General features: G+C 65.1%; 14 protein-coding genes and 2 tRNA genes. 8 read left to right on the top strand and 8 right to left on the bottom strand.

Annotated elements, in window-relative coordinates:
- Positions 1–49 precede the first annotated feature (49 nt).
- Entirely contained in the window at positions 50–2,623 is a 2,574-nt protein-coding gene (gene pepN / locus ACFI9K_RS21305; protein WP_462665332.1) for an aminopeptidase N, read from the bottom strand.
- A gap of 157 nt (positions 2,624–2,780) precedes the next feature.
- On the opposite strand from pepN, the gene ACFI9K_RS21300 reads away from it, so the two are divergent.
- The gene (locus tag ACFI9K_RS21300; RefSeq protein WP_222094403.1) at positions 2,781–3,398 is read left to right on the top strand and encodes a mycothiol-dependent nitroreductase Rv2466c family protein; all 618 of its coding nucleotides are present in this window, start codon (positions 2,781–2,783) and stop codon (positions 3,396–3,398) included.
- Between the two features lie 59 nt (positions 3,399–3,457).
- On the opposite strand, the gene ACFI9K_RS21295 is transcribed toward ACFI9K_RS21300, so the two are convergent.
- Positions 3,458–4,120: a DUF429 domain-containing protein gene (locus ACFI9K_RS21295; protein ID WP_462665331.1), complete on the bottom strand. Its 663-nt coding sequence runs from the start codon at positions 4,118–4,120 to the stop codon at positions 3,458–3,460.
- Positions 4,121–4,136: 16 nt separating this feature from the next.
- Between ACFI9K_RS21295 and ACFI9K_RS21290 the strand changes: the two genes are divergently transcribed.
- Together ACFI9K_RS21290 and ACFI9K_RS21285 are read left to right on the top strand one after the other, a co-directional pair.
- A complete protein-coding gene (locus ACFI9K_RS21290) occupies positions 4,137–4,616 on the top strand; it encodes a ribose-5-phosphate isomerase (RefSeq protein WP_222094401.1) in 480 nt (159 codons plus the stop codon).
- The gene (locus ACFI9K_RS21285; protein WP_222094400.1) at positions 4,617–5,411 is read left to right on the top strand and encodes a DNA-formamidopyrimidine glycosylase family protein; all 795 of its coding nucleotides are present in this window, start codon (positions 4,617–4,619) and stop codon (positions 5,409–5,411) included.
- Here the strand turns inward: ACFI9K_RS21285 and ACFI9K_RS21280 are convergent.
- Both ACFI9K_RS21280 and ACFI9K_RS21275 read right to left on the bottom strand, forming a co-directional pair.
- Complete coding sequence (locus ACFI9K_RS21280) at positions 5,408–6,196, bottom strand: DUF1542 domain-containing protein (protein WP_462665330.1); 789 nt, start codon at positions 6,194–6,196, stop codon at positions 5,408–5,410. The genes ACFI9K_RS21285 and ACFI9K_RS21280 overlap by 4 nt on opposite strands.
- A gap of 110 nt (positions 6,197–6,306) precedes the next feature.
- Positions 6,307–6,380 (bottom strand) — tRNA-Gly (locus ACFI9K_RS21275).
- Between the two features lie 170 nt (positions 6,381–6,550).
- Here ACFI9K_RS21275 and ACFI9K_RS21270 point away from each other — a divergent pair.
- From ACFI9K_RS21270 to clpX, 5 genes are all read left to right on the top strand, one after another.
- Positions 6,551–6,624, top strand: a tRNA-Pro gene (locus ACFI9K_RS21270).
- A gap of 113 nt (positions 6,625–6,737) precedes the next feature.
- Positions 6,738–8,117 (top strand): trigger factor, encoded by a 1,380-nt coding sequence (tig, locus tag ACFI9K_RS21265; RefSeq protein WP_222094398.1) that lies wholly within the window; start codon positions 6,738–6,740, stop codon positions 8,115–8,117.
- Positions 8,118–8,200: 83 nt separating this feature from the next.
- Entirely contained in the window at positions 8,201–8,851 is a 651-nt protein-coding gene (locus ACFI9K_RS21260; protein WP_222094397.1) for an ATP-dependent Clp protease proteolytic subunit, read from the top strand.
- Positions 8,852–8,898: 47 nt separating this feature from the next.
- Positions 8,899–9,540 carry an ATP-dependent Clp protease proteolytic subunit gene (locus ACFI9K_RS21255; RefSeq protein WP_008715342.1) on the top strand — a complete coding sequence of 214 codons (642 nt, stop codon included), beginning with the start codon at positions 8,899–8,901 and terminating at the stop codon, positions 9,538–9,540.
- 293 nt (positions 9,541–9,833) lie between these two features.
- A complete protein-coding gene (gene clpX / locus ACFI9K_RS21250; RefSeq protein ID WP_032379220.1) occupies positions 9,834–11,114 on the top strand; it encodes an ATP-dependent Clp protease ATP-binding subunit ClpX in 1,281 nt (426 codons plus the stop codon).
- An 84-nt stretch (positions 11,115–11,198) separates the two neighbouring features.
- On the opposite strand, the gene ACFI9K_RS21245 is transcribed toward clpX, so the two are convergent.
- From ACFI9K_RS21245 to pcaB, 4 genes are read right to left on the bottom strand one after another with little or no spacing between them, the layout of a single operon-like run.
- Positions 11,199–12,410, bottom strand: a complete 1,212-nt coding sequence (locus ACFI9K_RS21245; RefSeq protein ID WP_462665329.1) for an acetyl-CoA C-acetyltransferase — start codon at positions 12,408–12,410, stop codon at positions 11,199–11,201.
- Positions 12,403–13,221, bottom strand: coding sequence for an IclR family transcriptional regulator domain-containing protein (locus tag ACFI9K_RS21240; RefSeq protein ID WP_462665328.1), 819 nt, complete (start codon positions 13,219–13,221; stop codon positions 12,403–12,405). Before ACFI9K_RS21240 ends, ACFI9K_RS21245 begins: the two co-directional genes overlap by 8 nt.
- Positions 13,218–14,381, bottom strand: a complete 1,164-nt coding sequence (pcaDC, locus tag ACFI9K_RS21235; protein ID WP_462665327.1) for a bifunctional 3-oxoadipate enol-lactonase/4-carboxymuconolactone decarboxylase PcaDC — start codon at positions 14,379–14,381, stop codon at positions 13,218–13,220. Before pcaDC ends, ACFI9K_RS21240 begins: the two co-directional genes overlap by 4 nt.
- Positions 14,378–15,727, bottom strand: a complete 1,350-nt coding sequence (pcaB, locus tag ACFI9K_RS21230) for a 3-carboxy-cis,cis-muconate cycloisomerase (protein WP_462665326.1) — start codon at positions 15,725–15,727, stop codon at positions 14,378–14,380. Before pcaB ends, pcaDC begins: the two co-directional genes overlap by 4 nt.
- Between the last annotated feature and the right edge of the window lie 6 nt (positions 15,728–15,733).

Raw genomic sequence — 15,733 nt, 5'->3', positions numbered from 1 at the left:
CCCCCCCCCCCCCCCCCCCCCGGCCCCTGGTCGTATTACGTGGTAGCGGTCAGCTCGCGTCGAACGCGCGTGCGGCGAGGGCCCGAACGACTCCGGCCCTGCCCTCGATCACCAGACGTCGAAGGGCAGGCGGCAGATCTCCGTCGAGGAACCCGTCCGCAGCCGCCAGTGATTGCTCACTGATGGACCAGGAGGGGTACAGCCCGATGACGACGGTTTGCGCGACCTCGCTGGATCGGCGAGACCAGACACCCTCGATGGCATCGAAGTAGCGACCGACGTAGGGCTCGAGCAACTCGCCCTGGCCGGGGCCTGCGAATCCGCCGATGATCGAGCGTGCGGTGATGTTCGGCACCGAGTCGTCGTCGACGACCGTCTTCCAGGCCTGTTCCTTGACCTCCGCGCTCGGACGTGCGGCCCGCGCAGCCGCGGCCGACCGCGCACCGGCAGCAGTGTTGTCCTTGCTCGCCTCGGCGTCGATGACCGGCGACTCGAGTCCGTCGGCGTCGATGGCCCCGGCACCGGCCAGGGCCGTGACGATGCGCCACCGCAGATCGGTGTCGACACCGAGGCCGGAGAGGCCCTGGCCGTCGATGTCGCCGTCGAGCAAGGCGCGCAACACCTCGATGTGTCGATCGCCCAGTTCGATTCCGGTGAGGGCGTTGACGAAGGCCAGTTGGTGATCCGAGCCTGCCTCGGCCCCGCGGGCCAGTTCGAGCAGTGCGTCGGCGAACTCGGGAGTTCCGTGTTCGGCCGCCCACGCCGGATCGGCGTAGCTGGTGATGGCGGTCTGGGCCTGCAGGAGTAGGCGCTGCACCACGCCGACCTCGGTCTCGCCGCCGATTCCGCGTCGAACGAGGGCCACGAAGTCTCTGGCCTTCATTTCGGCGGACCGGGTCATCTCCCATGCGGCCGACCACGCGAGGGTGCGGGGGAGCGGCTCGGCGATGTCGCCGATACGACCGAGAAGTGTGTCGAGTGAGTCCGGATCCAGACGCGCGGCGCAGTAGGTCAGGTCGTCGTCGTTGACCAGTACCAGCTTTCCGCGCGAAACACCCACCAGTGCATCGACATTCGTCGAGTCGGCGGCGTCGAGATCGAGCTCGACGCGGTCGGTACGGACCAACTTGCCCTCGACGTCGTCGTAGATTCCGACCGCGATGCGGTGGACTCGGTGCTCGCCGGCACCCGGTGCCGCACCGCTCTGCCGAACCACGAAGCGGCTGAACTTGCCGTCGTCATCGACGTCGAAGTCCGGGGACAGCGTGTTCAGGCCGGTGGTGCGAAGCCACTGAGTGCCCCAGTCGGACAAATCGCGTCCCGACGACTTCTCCAGCGCTGCAAGCAGATCCGAGAAGGTGGCGTTGGCGAAGGCGTGGTCCACGAAGTAGGCCCGCAGCCCGGCGAGAAAGTCTTCCTTGCCCACGTAGGCCACCAACTGCTTGAGCACACTCGCGCCCTTGGCGTAGGTGATGCCGTCGAAGTTGACCTCCACCGCAGCCAGGTCGGGGATATCGGCGGCGATGGGATGCGTCGAGGGCAACTGGTCCTGGCGGTAGGCCCACGCCTTCTCGACGTTGGCGAAGGTGGTCCAGGCGTTCGTGTACTCGGTGGCCTCGGACTGGCAGAGCACCGAGGCGAACGTGGCAAACGATTCGTTGAGCCACAGGTCGTCCCACCACGTCATGGTCACCAGGTCGCCGAACCACATGTGGGCCATCTCGTGCAGAACGGTTTCGGCGCGACGCTCGTACGAAGCGCGCGTCACCTTGGACCGGAAGACGTAGTCCTCGAGGTAGGTGACCGCTCCCGCATTCTCCATGGCACCGGCGTTGAACTCCGGCACGAACAGCTGGTCGTACTTGCCGAAGGCGTACGGAGTACCGAAATTCTCGTGGTAGAAGCCGAAGCCCTGCTTGGTTTCGGTGAACAGTCTCTCCGCGTCCATGTGCTCGGCAAGTGATGCGCGGCAATAGATTCCGAGAGGAATGGTGCCGTGGTCGTCGGTGTAGGAGTCGGTCCACTCCGCGTACGGACCGGCGATCAGCGCAACGAGATAGGTGCTCATCAACGGAGTCGTGTCGAACACGTGCTCTCCCGCGGCAGGCTCGGCACCGTGCGCCGCATTGGAGACTACGGTCCAGCTCTCGGGCGCGGTGACCTTCAGATCGAAGGTGGCCTTGAGATCGGGTTGATCGAAGCAGGCGAACATGCGCTTGGCATCGGCCGTCTCGAACTGCGAGTACAGGTACACCGATCCGTCCGACGGGTCGACGAACCGGTGCAGGCCCTCGCCGGTGTGCGAGTAGAGGCAGTCCGCGTCGATCACGAGTTCGTTGTGTTCGGCCAGATTCTCGAGCGCAATACCGGTGGACTCGTCGTAATTCGCGGTATCGATGTCGGTGCCGTTGAGGGTCGCCGAGCGAATCGTGCCGGCAATGATGTCCACGAAGGACGACGCTCCGGCGGTGGCCGCGAACGTGATGGTGGTGAGCGAGCGGAACGTCTTCTCGCCGGGATTGCCCTCGCCGTCGGTGAGATCGAGAACGATCGCGTACTTCGTTTCCCCGATGATCGCCGAGCGTTCGGAGGCTTGGTCACGCGTCAGGTTGGGAGCAACCACTTCAGTCGACACCTCTTCGTGTAGTTATGGGTAGTGCTGTCCATCCCATCACGTCTGCCGTGTGGCGCGCTGGCTGACGGGTCGCGCGGAATGTCCGCGCGGTGGACGGTTGTTACGACATGAAGAGACAGCGACCTCGACTTTCAAGGAGCAGACAGTGGCCGGTTCAGGACAGAAAGACACCGCTGATTTTTGGTTCGACCCACTGTGCCCGTGGTGCTGGATCACCTCACGGTGGATTCTCGAGGTGCAACAGGTGCGCGATATCGACGTGAACTTCCACGTCATGAGCCTGGCCGTACTCAACGAAGGCCGCGATCTGCCCGAGGAGTACGCCGCGATGATGAAGAAGGCGTGGGGGCCGGTGCGGGTGGCGATCGCAGCCGCGAAGAGCAACGGCGACGAGATCCTCGCTCCGCTGTACGCGGCCATGGGAACGCGAATTCACAACGAGGGCAACAAGGATTTCGACGTCGTCATCCGAGAGTCCCTGGCCGAACTCGAGTTGCCCGCCGACCTCGCGTCGGCTGCCGAGAGCACCGAGTACGACGACGATCTGCGGACCAGCCACCACGCGGGTATGGACAAGGTCGGTCCCGATGTGGGCACTCCGACCATCCACGTGAACGGTGTCGCGTTCTTCGGCCCCGTGCTGTCGCGCATCCCGCGCGGCGAGGAAGCAGGAAAGCTCTGGGACGCATCGGTGATCTTCGCCTCGTACCCGCACTTCTTCGAGCTCAAGCGCTCGCGCAACGAGGACCCTCAGTTCGACTGATCGCGTGACCCTCGTGCGTGGAATGTCGTCGTAAGAGGCGACGTGTCACGCACGAGGGGCTAGGCGACTATCCGATCCGAGCCATCTGCGGTGCCGAACGTTCGGTGCTCGCCGAGGTGGAACCGCCGGGCCGACCATGCGGCTGCCGCGGCGTCGAGGAAGTCGTCGACGAGCGGCCCGTCCGGCAGGTCGTCCAGTTCGAGATGCTTGCTCCAGCGTTGCAGTGCCGCCAGCCGCTGCCCGACGCCGCGGCCGGACTTCTTCGACGCGAACGTGGTCGTCGGAGACATTGCCCTGAAGGAACATTCGGGATGCACTTCGACGTAGATGTTCGGGTCGAAATCCGCCTGCCGCCATGCCTTCACCGACGGCAGAATGTGCCAGGTCTGCTTGCTGATCGCCTTGCCGGTGAGCTCCCGAGACACGGCGCAGGCCTCGGGATAGGACTCGGCGTCGAGGACACCGACGACGGGCGTGTGGAAGATGGAACTGCGCGCCGGGCCGAGAAAGATTTTCGCTTCGAGTTCGCTGAGGCGATAGCCGTCGTCGGGTAGGGACAACGGCATGTCGACGCCCACTCGTGCGCAGTCCCGCGTGCGTTCGAGCACCTCGGCCACGGACGAGCAGCCCATCCACGTCAGTCTCGTGCCGTCGAAGACCGCGGCCACCCACGCACCCCTCGCACCGTCGACGCCGGCGAATTTCTCGGCTCGTGAGTTCACCTGTCAGACTCTAGGCATGCGCGTATACCTGGGTGCCGACCACGCCGGCCTCGAGTTCAAGAATCAGATCATCGAACACCTCACGGCGACCGGGCACGAGCCCATCGATTGCGGTGCTTTCGATTACGACCCCGTCGACGACTACCCGGCATTCTGCATCGACGCGGCACGCCGTGTCGTCGCCGATCCGGGCAGCCGCGGTCTGGTACTCGGTGGATCCGGAAACGGCGAGCAGATCGCCGCGAACAAGGTGCCGGGAGCGCGGTGTGCTCTGGCCTGGAGCGTGGAAACTGCGAAACTGGCTCGCGAACACAACGATGCGCAGCTCATCGGCATCGGCGGTCGCATGCATACGTTGCCCGAAGCCCTGGCCATCGTCGACGCGTTCCTCGGTACTCCGTTCTCGGGCGAAGAGCGCCACCAGCGCCGCATCGACATCCTGTCCGAGTACGAGCGCACCGGCGACGCACCCGAGGTTCCGGGAAAGCCCGCGTAGGTGCCCGAGGGGCATACGCTGCACCGACTCGCTCGGCTGCATCAACGACGGTTCGGCGGGGCACCGGTAGCGGCGAGCAGTCCTCAGGGACGGTTCACCTCCGGTGCCGCGCTGATCGATGGTCTCGTGCTCGAAAGTGCCGAAGCCTGGGGTAAGCATCTGCTGCACCGTTACGAGACCGATCTGATCGTGCACATTCACCTCGGGCTGTACGGCAAGTTCACCGAACAGTCGGTGCCACTGAACGATCCGGTGGGCGCAGTGCGTCTGCGCATGGTGGGGGAGAAGTACGGTGCCGATCTTCGCGGCCCGACAGCGTGCGAGATCTATACCGAAGAACAGGTCGACGCCCTCGTGGCGCGGCTCGGGCCGGATCCGCTGCGTAAAGATGCAGATCCGTCGGCGGCCTGGGCGCGAATCTCGAAGTCACGCACTGCAATCGGGACGCTGCTGATGGATCAGAAGGTGCTGGCCGGCGTCGGAAACGTCTACCGTGCCGAGATTCTCTTTCGTCACGAAATCAACCCGATGCGCCCGGGTAAGGATCTCGATCGTGCCGAATGGGACGCCATCTGGTTCGACCTCGTCGAATTGATGAAGATCGGTGTCCGGCGCGGACGCATCATCACCATCCGGCCCGAGGACGATCACGGCGACACCTACGGTGCGCGCCGACCGCGCTCGTACGCCTACCGCAGAGAAGGATTGCCGTGCCGAGTGTGCGGAGCCGAAATTCTGCATTCGACGATGCAGGCGCGAAACCTGTTCTGGTGCCCCGTCTGCCAGGCGACCTAGAAGCCGAAGTCCATCCCGCCGCCGTCTCCGCCGAACATGCCGTCGCCGCCGCCGTCGAAGAAGCCGTCGCCGTCGCTACCGGCTCCCGCATCGCCACCGCCGTCGCCGCCGAAGTCGTCACCGGCCCCGTCGCCGGAGCCGTCGTTTCCGATGTCCCCGCCGGCCGCGGTCTCGTCCGGAACCCCGGCCATGCCGGAGAACATCGCCGAGAACAGGAACATCGAACCTATGCCCCACGCGCCGGCGACCAGGGCCGGACGCCACCACGGCTCGGAGTACCAGCCCGCGGGAATCGGACGGCCTGCTACGCGGCCACCCGGGTAGTAGTTGGGGGTGCGGTCGGACGGATCGGGTGACGCGGCGATCTCGCGGCCCTCGAAGTCGACCTTGCGTTCCTCGGTGACCCGGCCGGCTTGCTGTTGGCCGTCGATGCCCTGCACCTCCGGGCCCGGGTCCATGCCCATCGCCAGACGCGCGGCGCGAATGTAGTAGAGCCCCTCGAGAGCGGTCTGCTTGGCCAGTCGAGCCTGCTCGACAGTTGTCGCCTGGTCGATCTGCGACCCGGCGGCGATGTTGCGCTCGGACGCGTCGGCCAAGGCCTGCTTCGACGGTGTGTCGGTACCGATCAGGTTGTAGACCTGACCGCCGAGGCGTTCGATCGACTGGCGGGCGTCGGCCTTGGCGTCGGCCAGCGCGGTTTCCGCCGCTGCCGCGGAGTTCTTCTTGCTTCGCAGCACCAGCAGGGCGACTGCGGCGATGACGAGGACGATCAGGACAATTTCCACTTCGGGCCTTCCGCCGACGGTGCATGTCCGATTCGATCGGACAATTCGGACTCCGTTTCAGGGTACGCGGACACGAAAAAGCCCCGCACTAAAAGTACGGGGCTTTTCGATGGAGCCGATGACGAGAATCGAACTCGCGTAGCCTGTTTGGAAGACAGGGGCTCTACCATTGAGCTACATCGGCGTGCAAACAACAGTCGTGGGATCGCCAGTTCCGTCGCCTGCGTTTCAAGACTGTACCCAACGCCGTCGCCGGATTCCAAACCGGCATGCCGCGCCGGGTTCGCCCGAACGCCATCGGTGGGGCGCCGATGAGGGGCTACTATCGGTTGCTGTTCAATGGTGTGGGTACGACGGGGTGTGGCGCAGCTTGGTAGCGCATCCGCTTTGGGAGCGGAGGGTCGCAGGTTCAATTCCTGTCACCCCGACAAATGAGGGCCGCAGGCACGGTTCGCCGTGTGTCGCGGCGAGCGAGGTAAGACCGCACGCCAGCACCGTAAGCATCACCGCAAGCAAGAATTACCAAGAAGGAGCATGTCCCGTGAAGAGCACCGTCGAGCAGCTGAGCCCGACGCGAGTCCGTATCAACGTTGAGGTGCCCTTCGAGGAGCTCAAGCCTGATTTCGACCGCGCGTACAAGGCTCTGGCTCAGCAGATCCGCCTCCCCGGATTCCGTCCCGGCAAGGCTCCGGCCAAGTTGCTCGAAGCGCGCGTCGGCCGCGGCGCAGTGCTCGAGCAGGTTGTCAACGACGCTCTTCCCGCCCGCTACTCCGAGGCAGTGACGAACGAGAAGGTCAAGGTCATCGGCCAGCCCGAGATCGAGATCACCAAGATCGAAGACGGTACCGAGCTCACGTTCACCGCTGAGGTCGACGTGCGTCCCGAGATCGCGTTGCCGGACTACTCGACCATCAGCGTCGTCGTCGATCCGCTCGAGATCAAGGACGAGGCAGTCGACGAGCAGCTGCAGTCGCTCCGCCAGCGTTTCGGCACCCTCACCGGTGTCGACCGTCCCGTCCAGAACGGCGACTTCGTCTCGATCGACCTCTCCGCCACCGTCGACGGCGAGAACGTCGAGGAAGCCACCGCGAGCGGACTGTCCCACGAGGTCGGCTCCGGCCAGCTCATCGAAGGCCTCGACGACGCGATCATCGGCGTCTCGGCAGACGAGTCCAAGGAGTTCACCTCCACTCTCGTCGCCGGCGAGTACGCGGGCAAGGAAGCCGTCGTCACGGTCAAGGTCGTCTCCGTCAAGGAGCGCGAGCTGCCCGAGGCCGACGACGAGTTCGCTCAGTTGGCCAGCGAGTTCGACACGTTCGACGAGCTTCTCGCCGACCTGAGGACGCGCGTCGAGCGAGTCGCGAAGGTCGAGCAGGCCGGTCAGATCCGCGACAAGGTGCTCGAGACGCTGCTCGAGACCATCGAGATTCCGGCACCCGAGGCAGTCGTCAAGGCCGAGGTCGATTCCCAGGTGCACGAGGCCATCCACGGCCTCGATCACAACGAGGAAGCGCTCGCCGAGCTGCTCGAATCGCAGGGTTCGAGCCGCGAGGAGTTCGACAAGGACGTCAAGGAAGGCGCCGAGAAGTCGGTGCGCACCCAGCTCCTGCTCGACGCGATCGCCGAGGCGGAGAACACTCAGGTCGGTCAGGAAGAGCTCACCGAGCGCATCATCTTCCAGGCCCAGCGTTACGGCATGCCGCCCGAGCAGTTCATCCAGCAGGTGCAGCAGGCCAACCAGCTCGGTGCCGTGTTCGCCGATGTCAAGCGTGGCAAGGCACTGGCGTCTGTGGTCGAGCGGGTCACCGTGACCGACACGTCGGGTGCCAGCGTCGACACGGCCGAGCTGTTCGGCAGCCCCGCCGATGCTCCCGACGAGGTCGAAGCAGCAGATTCTTCCGAGGGCGAACAAGAGAAGTAACGCTCACAGCGAACGACGGCGGTTCCGGGACTCCGGAGCCGCCGTCTTTCGTTAGTGTCTGTGTCAGGAACCAACGATTTGTTATGGAAAAGGCAGGTACCGTGACTGTTCAGAATCCGGCGGCTTCGCACCAGCAGAGTCCCGTCATGACTTCGGCCGCATCAGGGCTGAATCTCAGCGACTCCGTGTACGAGCGTCTGCTTCGCGAGCGCATCATCTTCCTCGGTACTCAGGTCGACGACGACATCGCGAACAAGCTCTGCGCTCAGATCCTGCTGCTTTCGGCAGAAGATCCCACCCGCGACATCTCGCTGTACATCAACTCGCCCGGTGGCTCGGTCACCGCGGGTATGGCCATTTTCGACACGATGGAATTCGCCGAGTGCGACATCGCGACCTACGGAATGGGTCTGGCTGCCTCGATGGGCCAGTTCCTGCTCTCGGCCGGTGCCAAGGGCAAGCGCTACGCCCTGCCGCACGCGCGCATCATGATGCACCAGCCTTCGGCCGGTATCGGTGGCAGCGCCTCCGACATCGCCATCATGGCCGAGCAGTTCGCGCACACCAAGCGCGAAATGGCAGAACTGATCGCTGAGCACACGGGTCAGACCGTCGAGCAGATCACCGAGGATTCCGACCGCGACCGGTGGTTCACGGCGCAGGCGGCCAAGGAATACGGGTTCGTGGATCACGTCGTCAGCCGTGCGCGGCAGGCCGGCGGAATCGGCGAGTAATTCGGCCGAAACCGGCGACCCTCGATCACTTACATCTTGGAGAAACGATGACAAACCTGTTCGACCCCAATCAGCTGCCGTCTTCCCGGTACATCCTGCCGTCCTTCGTCGAGCACTCCAGCTACGGCGTCAAGGAATCGAACCCGTACAACAAGCTGTTCGAGGAGCGCATCATCTTCCTCGGCGTCCAGGTCGACGATGCGTCCGCCAACGACGTCATGGCTCAGTTGCTCGTGCTCGAGGGCCTCGACCCCGACCGCGACATCACGATGTACATCAACTCGCCCGGCGGCTCGTTCACGTCGTTGATGGCCATCTACGACACGATGCAGTACGTCCGCGCCGACGTGGCGACCGTCTGCCTCGGCCAGGCGGCGTCGGCTGCCGCAGTGCTGCTCGCCGCCGGCACCCCCGGTAAGCGCGCAGCATTGCCGAACGCACGTGTGCTGATCCACCAGCCCTCCAGCGGCGGAATCCAGGGCCAGGTCTCGGACCTCGAGATCCAGGCCGCCGAGATCGAACGCATGCGTCGACTCATGGAGACCACCCTCGGTCGCCACACGGGCAAGGATCCCGACGTGATCCGCAAGGACACCGATCGCGACAAGATCCTCACCGCCGAGCAGGCCAAGGATTACGGCATCATCGACACAGTGTTCGAGTACCGCAAGCTTTCTGCCCAGAAGTAGCAGAGCGAGTGCTCCGGTCGGATCGGTAGGTCCGGCAAGCAAAACCGTCGCCGGGCGAGAGTGACAAACTCCGCCCGGCGGTCGCGATCGACGGGCCGATCGTGGTGATCGGTGAAATCGGGTGGCGAATCACCGGAAACAACCCGCCCATGTTCGGCGAACACGGGTAGCGTCGCACCCAAGAACTCGGGCGATCGACTCGGCATGGCAAAAGCCCGAGAAGTAGCCCACGACAGTCTCGGCACAGTCGGACGGCGTGGGGCGAATGCGGACAAGGAAGTAGGAACCTCCCAATGGCACGCATCGGTGACGGTGGCGATCTGCTGAAGTGCTCCTTCTGCGGCAAGAGCCAGAAGCAGGTCAAGAAGCTCATTGCTGGACCAGGGGTGTACATCTGCGATGAGTGCATCGACCTGTGCAACGAGATCATCGAGGAGGAGTTGGCCGAATCGAGCGAAGTCAAGCTCGACGACCTACCCAAGCCCTCCGAGATCAAGGATTTTCTCGAGAACTACGTGATCGGCCAGGACGCTGCGAAGCGCACGTTGGCGGTCGCGGTCTACAACCATTACAAGCGCATCCAGGCCGGCGACAAGGCTCGCGATGTGCGGGGTGAGTCCGTCGAACTGGCGAAGTCCAACATCTTGATGCTCGGACCGACCGGCTGCGGCAAGACGTACCTCGCGCAGACCCTGGCCAAGATGCTGAACGTACCGTTCGCCATCGCGGACGCCACCGCTCTCACCGAAGCCGGGTACGTGGGCGAGGATGTCGAAAACATTCTCCTCAAGCTGATCCAGGCTGCGGATTACGACGTCAAGCGCGCCGAGACGGGCATCATCTACATCGACGAGGTCGACAAGATCGCTCGCAAGAGCGAGAACCCGTCGATCACCCGCGACGTGTCCGGAGAGGGTGTGCAGCAGGCGCTGCTGAAGATCCTCGAAGGAACTCAGGCGAGTGTGCCGCCCCAGGGTGGACGCAAGCATCCGCATCAGGAATTCATCCAGATCGACACCACCAACGTGCTCTTCATCGTTGCCGGTGCCTTCGCCGGTCTCGAGAAGATCGTGTCCGATCGCGTCGGCAAGCGCGGTCTGGGATTCGGTGCCGAGGTTCGCTCCAAGGCCGAGATCGACACCCAGGATCACTTCGCCGAGGTCATGCCGGAGGACTTGATCAAGTTCGGCTTGATCCCTGAGTTCATCGGCCGGCTTCCGATGATCGCGTCGGTCACGAACCTGGACAAGGAATCGCTCGTCACGATCCTGTCCGAGCCGAAGAACGCACTCGTCAAGCAGTACCGTCGTCTGTTCGACATGGACGGTGTGGAGCTCGAGTTCACCGCCGAGGCCCTGGACGCCATTGCCGATCAGGCAATTCTCCGCGGAACCGGCGCTCGTGGACTCCGCGCGATCATGGAAGAAGTTCTTCTTCCGGTGATGTACGACATCCCGAGCCGCGACGACGTGGAGAAGGTCGTCGTCACCGCGGAGACGGTCAACGACAACGTGCTGCCGACCATCGTGCCGCGCAAGCCCGAGCGTCCGGAGCGCCGCGACAAGTCGGCCTGACGGTCAACTGGACAACGCGAGCCCCGATCATCGCTTCGATGATCGGGGCTCGTTTCGTCGTGTGAGCTGTTCAGCCGATTCTCATTACGTGAGGCGCTCGAATACCGCAGCCAGTCCCTGCCCGCCTCCGATGCACATCGTCTCGAGTCCGTAGCGGACGTCGCGGCGGTCCATTTCGCGGAGCAGAGTGGCGAGGATTCGAGCCCCGGTGGCACCGACGGGATGACCGAGCGAGATACCGGAACCGTGCGGGTTCAGCCGCGAGTCGTCTGGTTCGATGCCCCACGACCGGGTGACGGCGAGGGCCTGTGCGGCGAAGGCCTCGTTCAGTTCGATGACGCCCATGTCCGCGAGGCTCAGGCCGAGGCGTCCGAGCGCCTTCTCGCTGGCGGGCACCGGCCCGATGCCCATGGTTCGCGGAGCGACGCCGGCGACACCCCATCCCGCCAGTCTGGCCAGTGGTCGAAGTCCCAGTGCAGCAGCCTTTTCCGGGGTGGTGACGATCGCCAGCGCGGCACCGTCGTTCTGGCCGCTGGCGTTTCCGGCCGTGACCGTCGATTCGGGATCGATCGACGCGCGAATCGCTTTCAGCTCGGCCAGGAACTCCACGGTGGTGTCGGCACGGGGGTGTTCGTCGGTGGTGACGAGCAACGGGTCCGACTTACGTTGGGGGACCGATACTCCGACGATCTCCTCGGCGAACAAGCCGTTGTTCTGGGCGGCGACGGCGCGTTGGTGAGACTGGACTGCCAGCGCGTCCTGATCCGCTCGGCTGATGGAGAATTCCGCTCGAAGGTTCTCTGCGGTCTCGATCATGCCGCCGGGGACCGGGAAGTTCTTTCCGCCTGCGGTCACTCGTGCGCGGGCGAGTCGGTCGGACAGCGCGACCGCCTCCGCTTTGACGCCCCAGCGCATTCCGGTGGCGTAGAACTCGGTCTGGCTCATGCTCTCGACGCCGCCGGCCAGAACCAGATCGTTGCCGCCCGACTGCACTTGCATGCACGCTTGCAAGATCGCCTGCAGGCCGGAGCCGCAGCGCCGGTCGATCTGCATACCGGGGACGTCGATACCCAGGTCGGCGTCGAGCGCGGCGACACGTCCGATCGCCGGTGCATCACCGTTGGGGGAGGCCTGGCCCAGGATCACGTCGTCGATGTCGGCACCGGAGATGCCCGTGCGAGCAACGAGTTCGGCGATCACGGTGCTGGCCAGATTCTGGGCGGAGATGTCGCGGAACTGACCGCCGAAGCGACCTACCGGGGTGCGCAGGGGTTCGCAGATCACGGCGTCAGGCATGGGTGTTTCCTCGCTTGTCGTTGGGTCCGGTGGTCACCCGGAGCAAATCGGTCTCGATGGCGCGGGTGGCGTCGAGCAAGGCCGGGAGTAGTTCGGTGCGCACCGCGTCCGCGGAATGACGCGCGGCTTGAGTCGAGACGTTCGCCGCGGCGACGACTGCCCCGGCGTTGTCGTGAATGGGTGCGGCGATCGATCGCAAACCCTCCTCGAGCTCCTGATCCACCAGGCAGAAGCCTTCGGTGCGCACTCGTTCGAGTTCGCGAGCGAGCGCATCGGACGAGATGATCGTCTTGCCGGTGAGCGGCGTCAGTCGAACTCGATCGAGATAGGCCGCGAGCTCGTCGGCCGGCAGACCGGCGAGCAGTACCCGGCCCATCGAGGTGGCGAACGCGGGGAAGCGTGTGCCGATGTTGATTCCGACAGTCATGATGCGGCTCACCGGAACTCGGGCGACGTACACGACGTCGTCACCGTCCAGAATCGACACGGAGGACGATTCCCTCACCCGTTCCGCCAGAGCCTCCAAGTGCGGTCCCGACACTTCGGGAAGGGACAGGCTCGACAGGTAGCTGTAGCCCAGTTCGAGCACGCGCGGGGTGAGCCAGAACATCGAACCGTCGGTGCGCACGTACCCCAGCTCGACGAGCGTGAGCAGAAAGCGTCGAGCGGTGGCACGGGTCAGGTCCGTCGCTCGCGCGACGTCGGCCAGCGTTCGACGCGGATGCTCGCCGTCGAAGGCTCTGATCACCGCCAGGCCGCGCCCGAGAGACTGGACGTAATCCGACGACGGCGGCGGGTCCGCGGCGCTCACGGGGTTCCGTTCTCGGTGATGGCGGCCTGAGCGAGTGCGAAAGCACTGTTGCTGTTGGGAACTCCCGCGTACACAGCGGTGTGCAGAAACACCTCGGCCAGTTCGTCCGGTGCCAGTCCTGCGCGCAGCGCCGCGCGAATGTGCATGTCGAGCTCGTGCTGGTTGCCTACGGCCGTCAGAATCGCCAGGGTCAGCAGTCTGCGGGTGTGGTGGTCGAGTCCGGGGCGGTTCCAGATGTCACCCCATGCGGTGCGGGTGATGAAATCCTGGAACGGCGCGGTGAATTCGGTTCTTGCGGAGATGCTTCGGTCGACGTGAGCGTCGCCGAGGATGCTGCGCCGCACCGCCATGCCGGTGTCGTGGGCCGCGGCCCGGCCGGCAGCATACGGATCCGATCCGATGTGTGCGGCAATCGCTGTGGTGACGGATCCGGCCTGCTCGACGTTGGCCAGGTGTGCGGCTGGGTCGAGCACTCTGAACGTGGAACCAGCGACACCGTCGGCGATGATCTTCAGATCCTCCGGCGTGGTCGAGGGGTCCTGACGGCCTGCGATCACGAGGGTCGGGGCGCTGATTCGACCGAGGTCGCGGCGAGAGTCCCAGTCGGACAACGCCTCACAGCATGCCGCGTAGCCCTCGTCGGACGTCTCGACGATCATCCGCCGATGCCGGTCGACGAGATCGGTGTCGCGAGCGGCGAGTTCGGGAGTGAACCACCGGTCGAGAACGGCGTCGGCCAACGAGGCGGTTCCGGCCGCGCGGACCGAGGCCGCGCGATCGAGCCACTGCGCGGGCTCACCGAACTTGGCCGAGGTACACAGCAGGGTCAGAGTCCGCACTCGCTCCGGTCGGTGAATGGCGATCCACTGCGAGACGGCACCGCCGAGCGAGAGGCCGACTATGTGAACGCGCTGCAGGTCCAATGAATCCAGTAGGGCCAGGACGTCTTCGGCCAGGTCCGCGACGGAGTACGGACCGGGCGGCACCGGCGATGCTCCGTGCCCACGGAGATCGACGGCGAGTACCCGGAGCGACGCGGAGAGCGGGCCGACTTGCGGGTTCCACATCGATCGATCGGAGCCGAGGGAACCGATCAGCACGACGGTCTCGGCGTCGGCGCTCGGTCCGTCGACGAGTTGGTGTGCCAGTGCGACGGTCATTGTGAGTCCTTCGAATCTGAGGTGCTGTCGGTGTCGAGGGCGAGCTCGGCCAGGATGGTGTCGACAAGATCGGACGCGTGGCCGAGATACGCGGCTGGGTCGAGCAACTCGCGCACTGTCGACGGTGTGAGAAATTCGGTGATGGCCGGATCGGTGTCCAACGGTGCTCCGGCTTCACATCGAGCGGTCACGATGTCCCGGGCATCGTTCGTATGGTGCGCCAGGGCTGCTGTGACCCGTTCGGCGAGGAGTGCTCCGCCCGTCGCATCGAGATTACGACCCATCATCTCGGGATGGACGTGTAGCCCGCCGAGACTGGTGGCGATCCTGTGTGCTGCGCCGCCGGTGAGACGCAGCAGGTCCGTGATCGTCTCCCACTCGGCGTGCCAGGCTCCCGCGGCGCGCTGGTATTCGTGATCCATGTTCGAGAGCACCGTGGACACCGCCCCTGGTACCCGACGGGCTGCGGCGCGAGCAGTGATGGCAGCAACAGGATTTCGTTTGTGCGGCATCGCCGAGGATCCTCCCGGCGCGTCCTCGGATACCTCGCCGAGCTCGGTGGCCGACATCGACACGATGTCCCCGGCGATCTTCCCGATCGCCCCGGCGGCCGTGCCCAAAGCGCAGGCCAGATCCGCGATTGCCGTGCGTTCGGTGTGCCAGGGCGCGACCTGCGGAGCCAGTGACAGTTCGGCGGCCAGCGCAGCCGCGATGGCCGGGCCGTGCGGATGCACGGCCGCGAGAGTGCCTGCGGCTCCTCCGTATTGAACCGAACACGCCTGCCGAACGGCCGTCAGGCGGGTGCGCGCACGATACAGTCCCGCCGTCCAGTTCGCGGCGACGAGGCCGAAGGTCGTGGGCAGGGCCTGCTGACCGAGCGTGCGCGCTGCCATGGGTGTGGTGCGATGGTTCAGTGCGAGATCGCGTGCCGCGCGGCACGCGTCGTCGAGCGAGGCTTCGATGGCGGCGAGCGCAGTGCGTGAGATCAGCATGAGTGCCGTGTCCATGATGTCCTGGCTGGTGGCACCGGTATGCACTGCACTCCCGGGAACTGCGGACGGCGACACCGCGGTCCGCAGCAGTGTCACCAGCGCAATGACGGGGTTTCCGCCGGCGGCCGCGTCGGCTCCGAGTCGAGCGATGTCGAGATTCGCCCCGAGTTCCGCGGCGGCGGAAGTGACGATGTCCGCGTGTTCGGCGTCCACCAGGCCGACCGAGGCCGCGGCGCGCGAGAGTGCAGCTTCGACATCGAGCATCGCTGTCACCCAGGCGCGGTCGTCGAGGAGCGGCCCGATGACATCGCTGCCGAACGTCGGGTCGAACAGTGCACCCCGCTCGAATGTCATCGCGCT

The organism is Rhodococcus sp. PSi06, from assembly GCF_054960675.1.
Note: the sequence above shows the minus strand (reverse complement) of the source record. Positions and strands in the feature narration are given on the sequence as shown.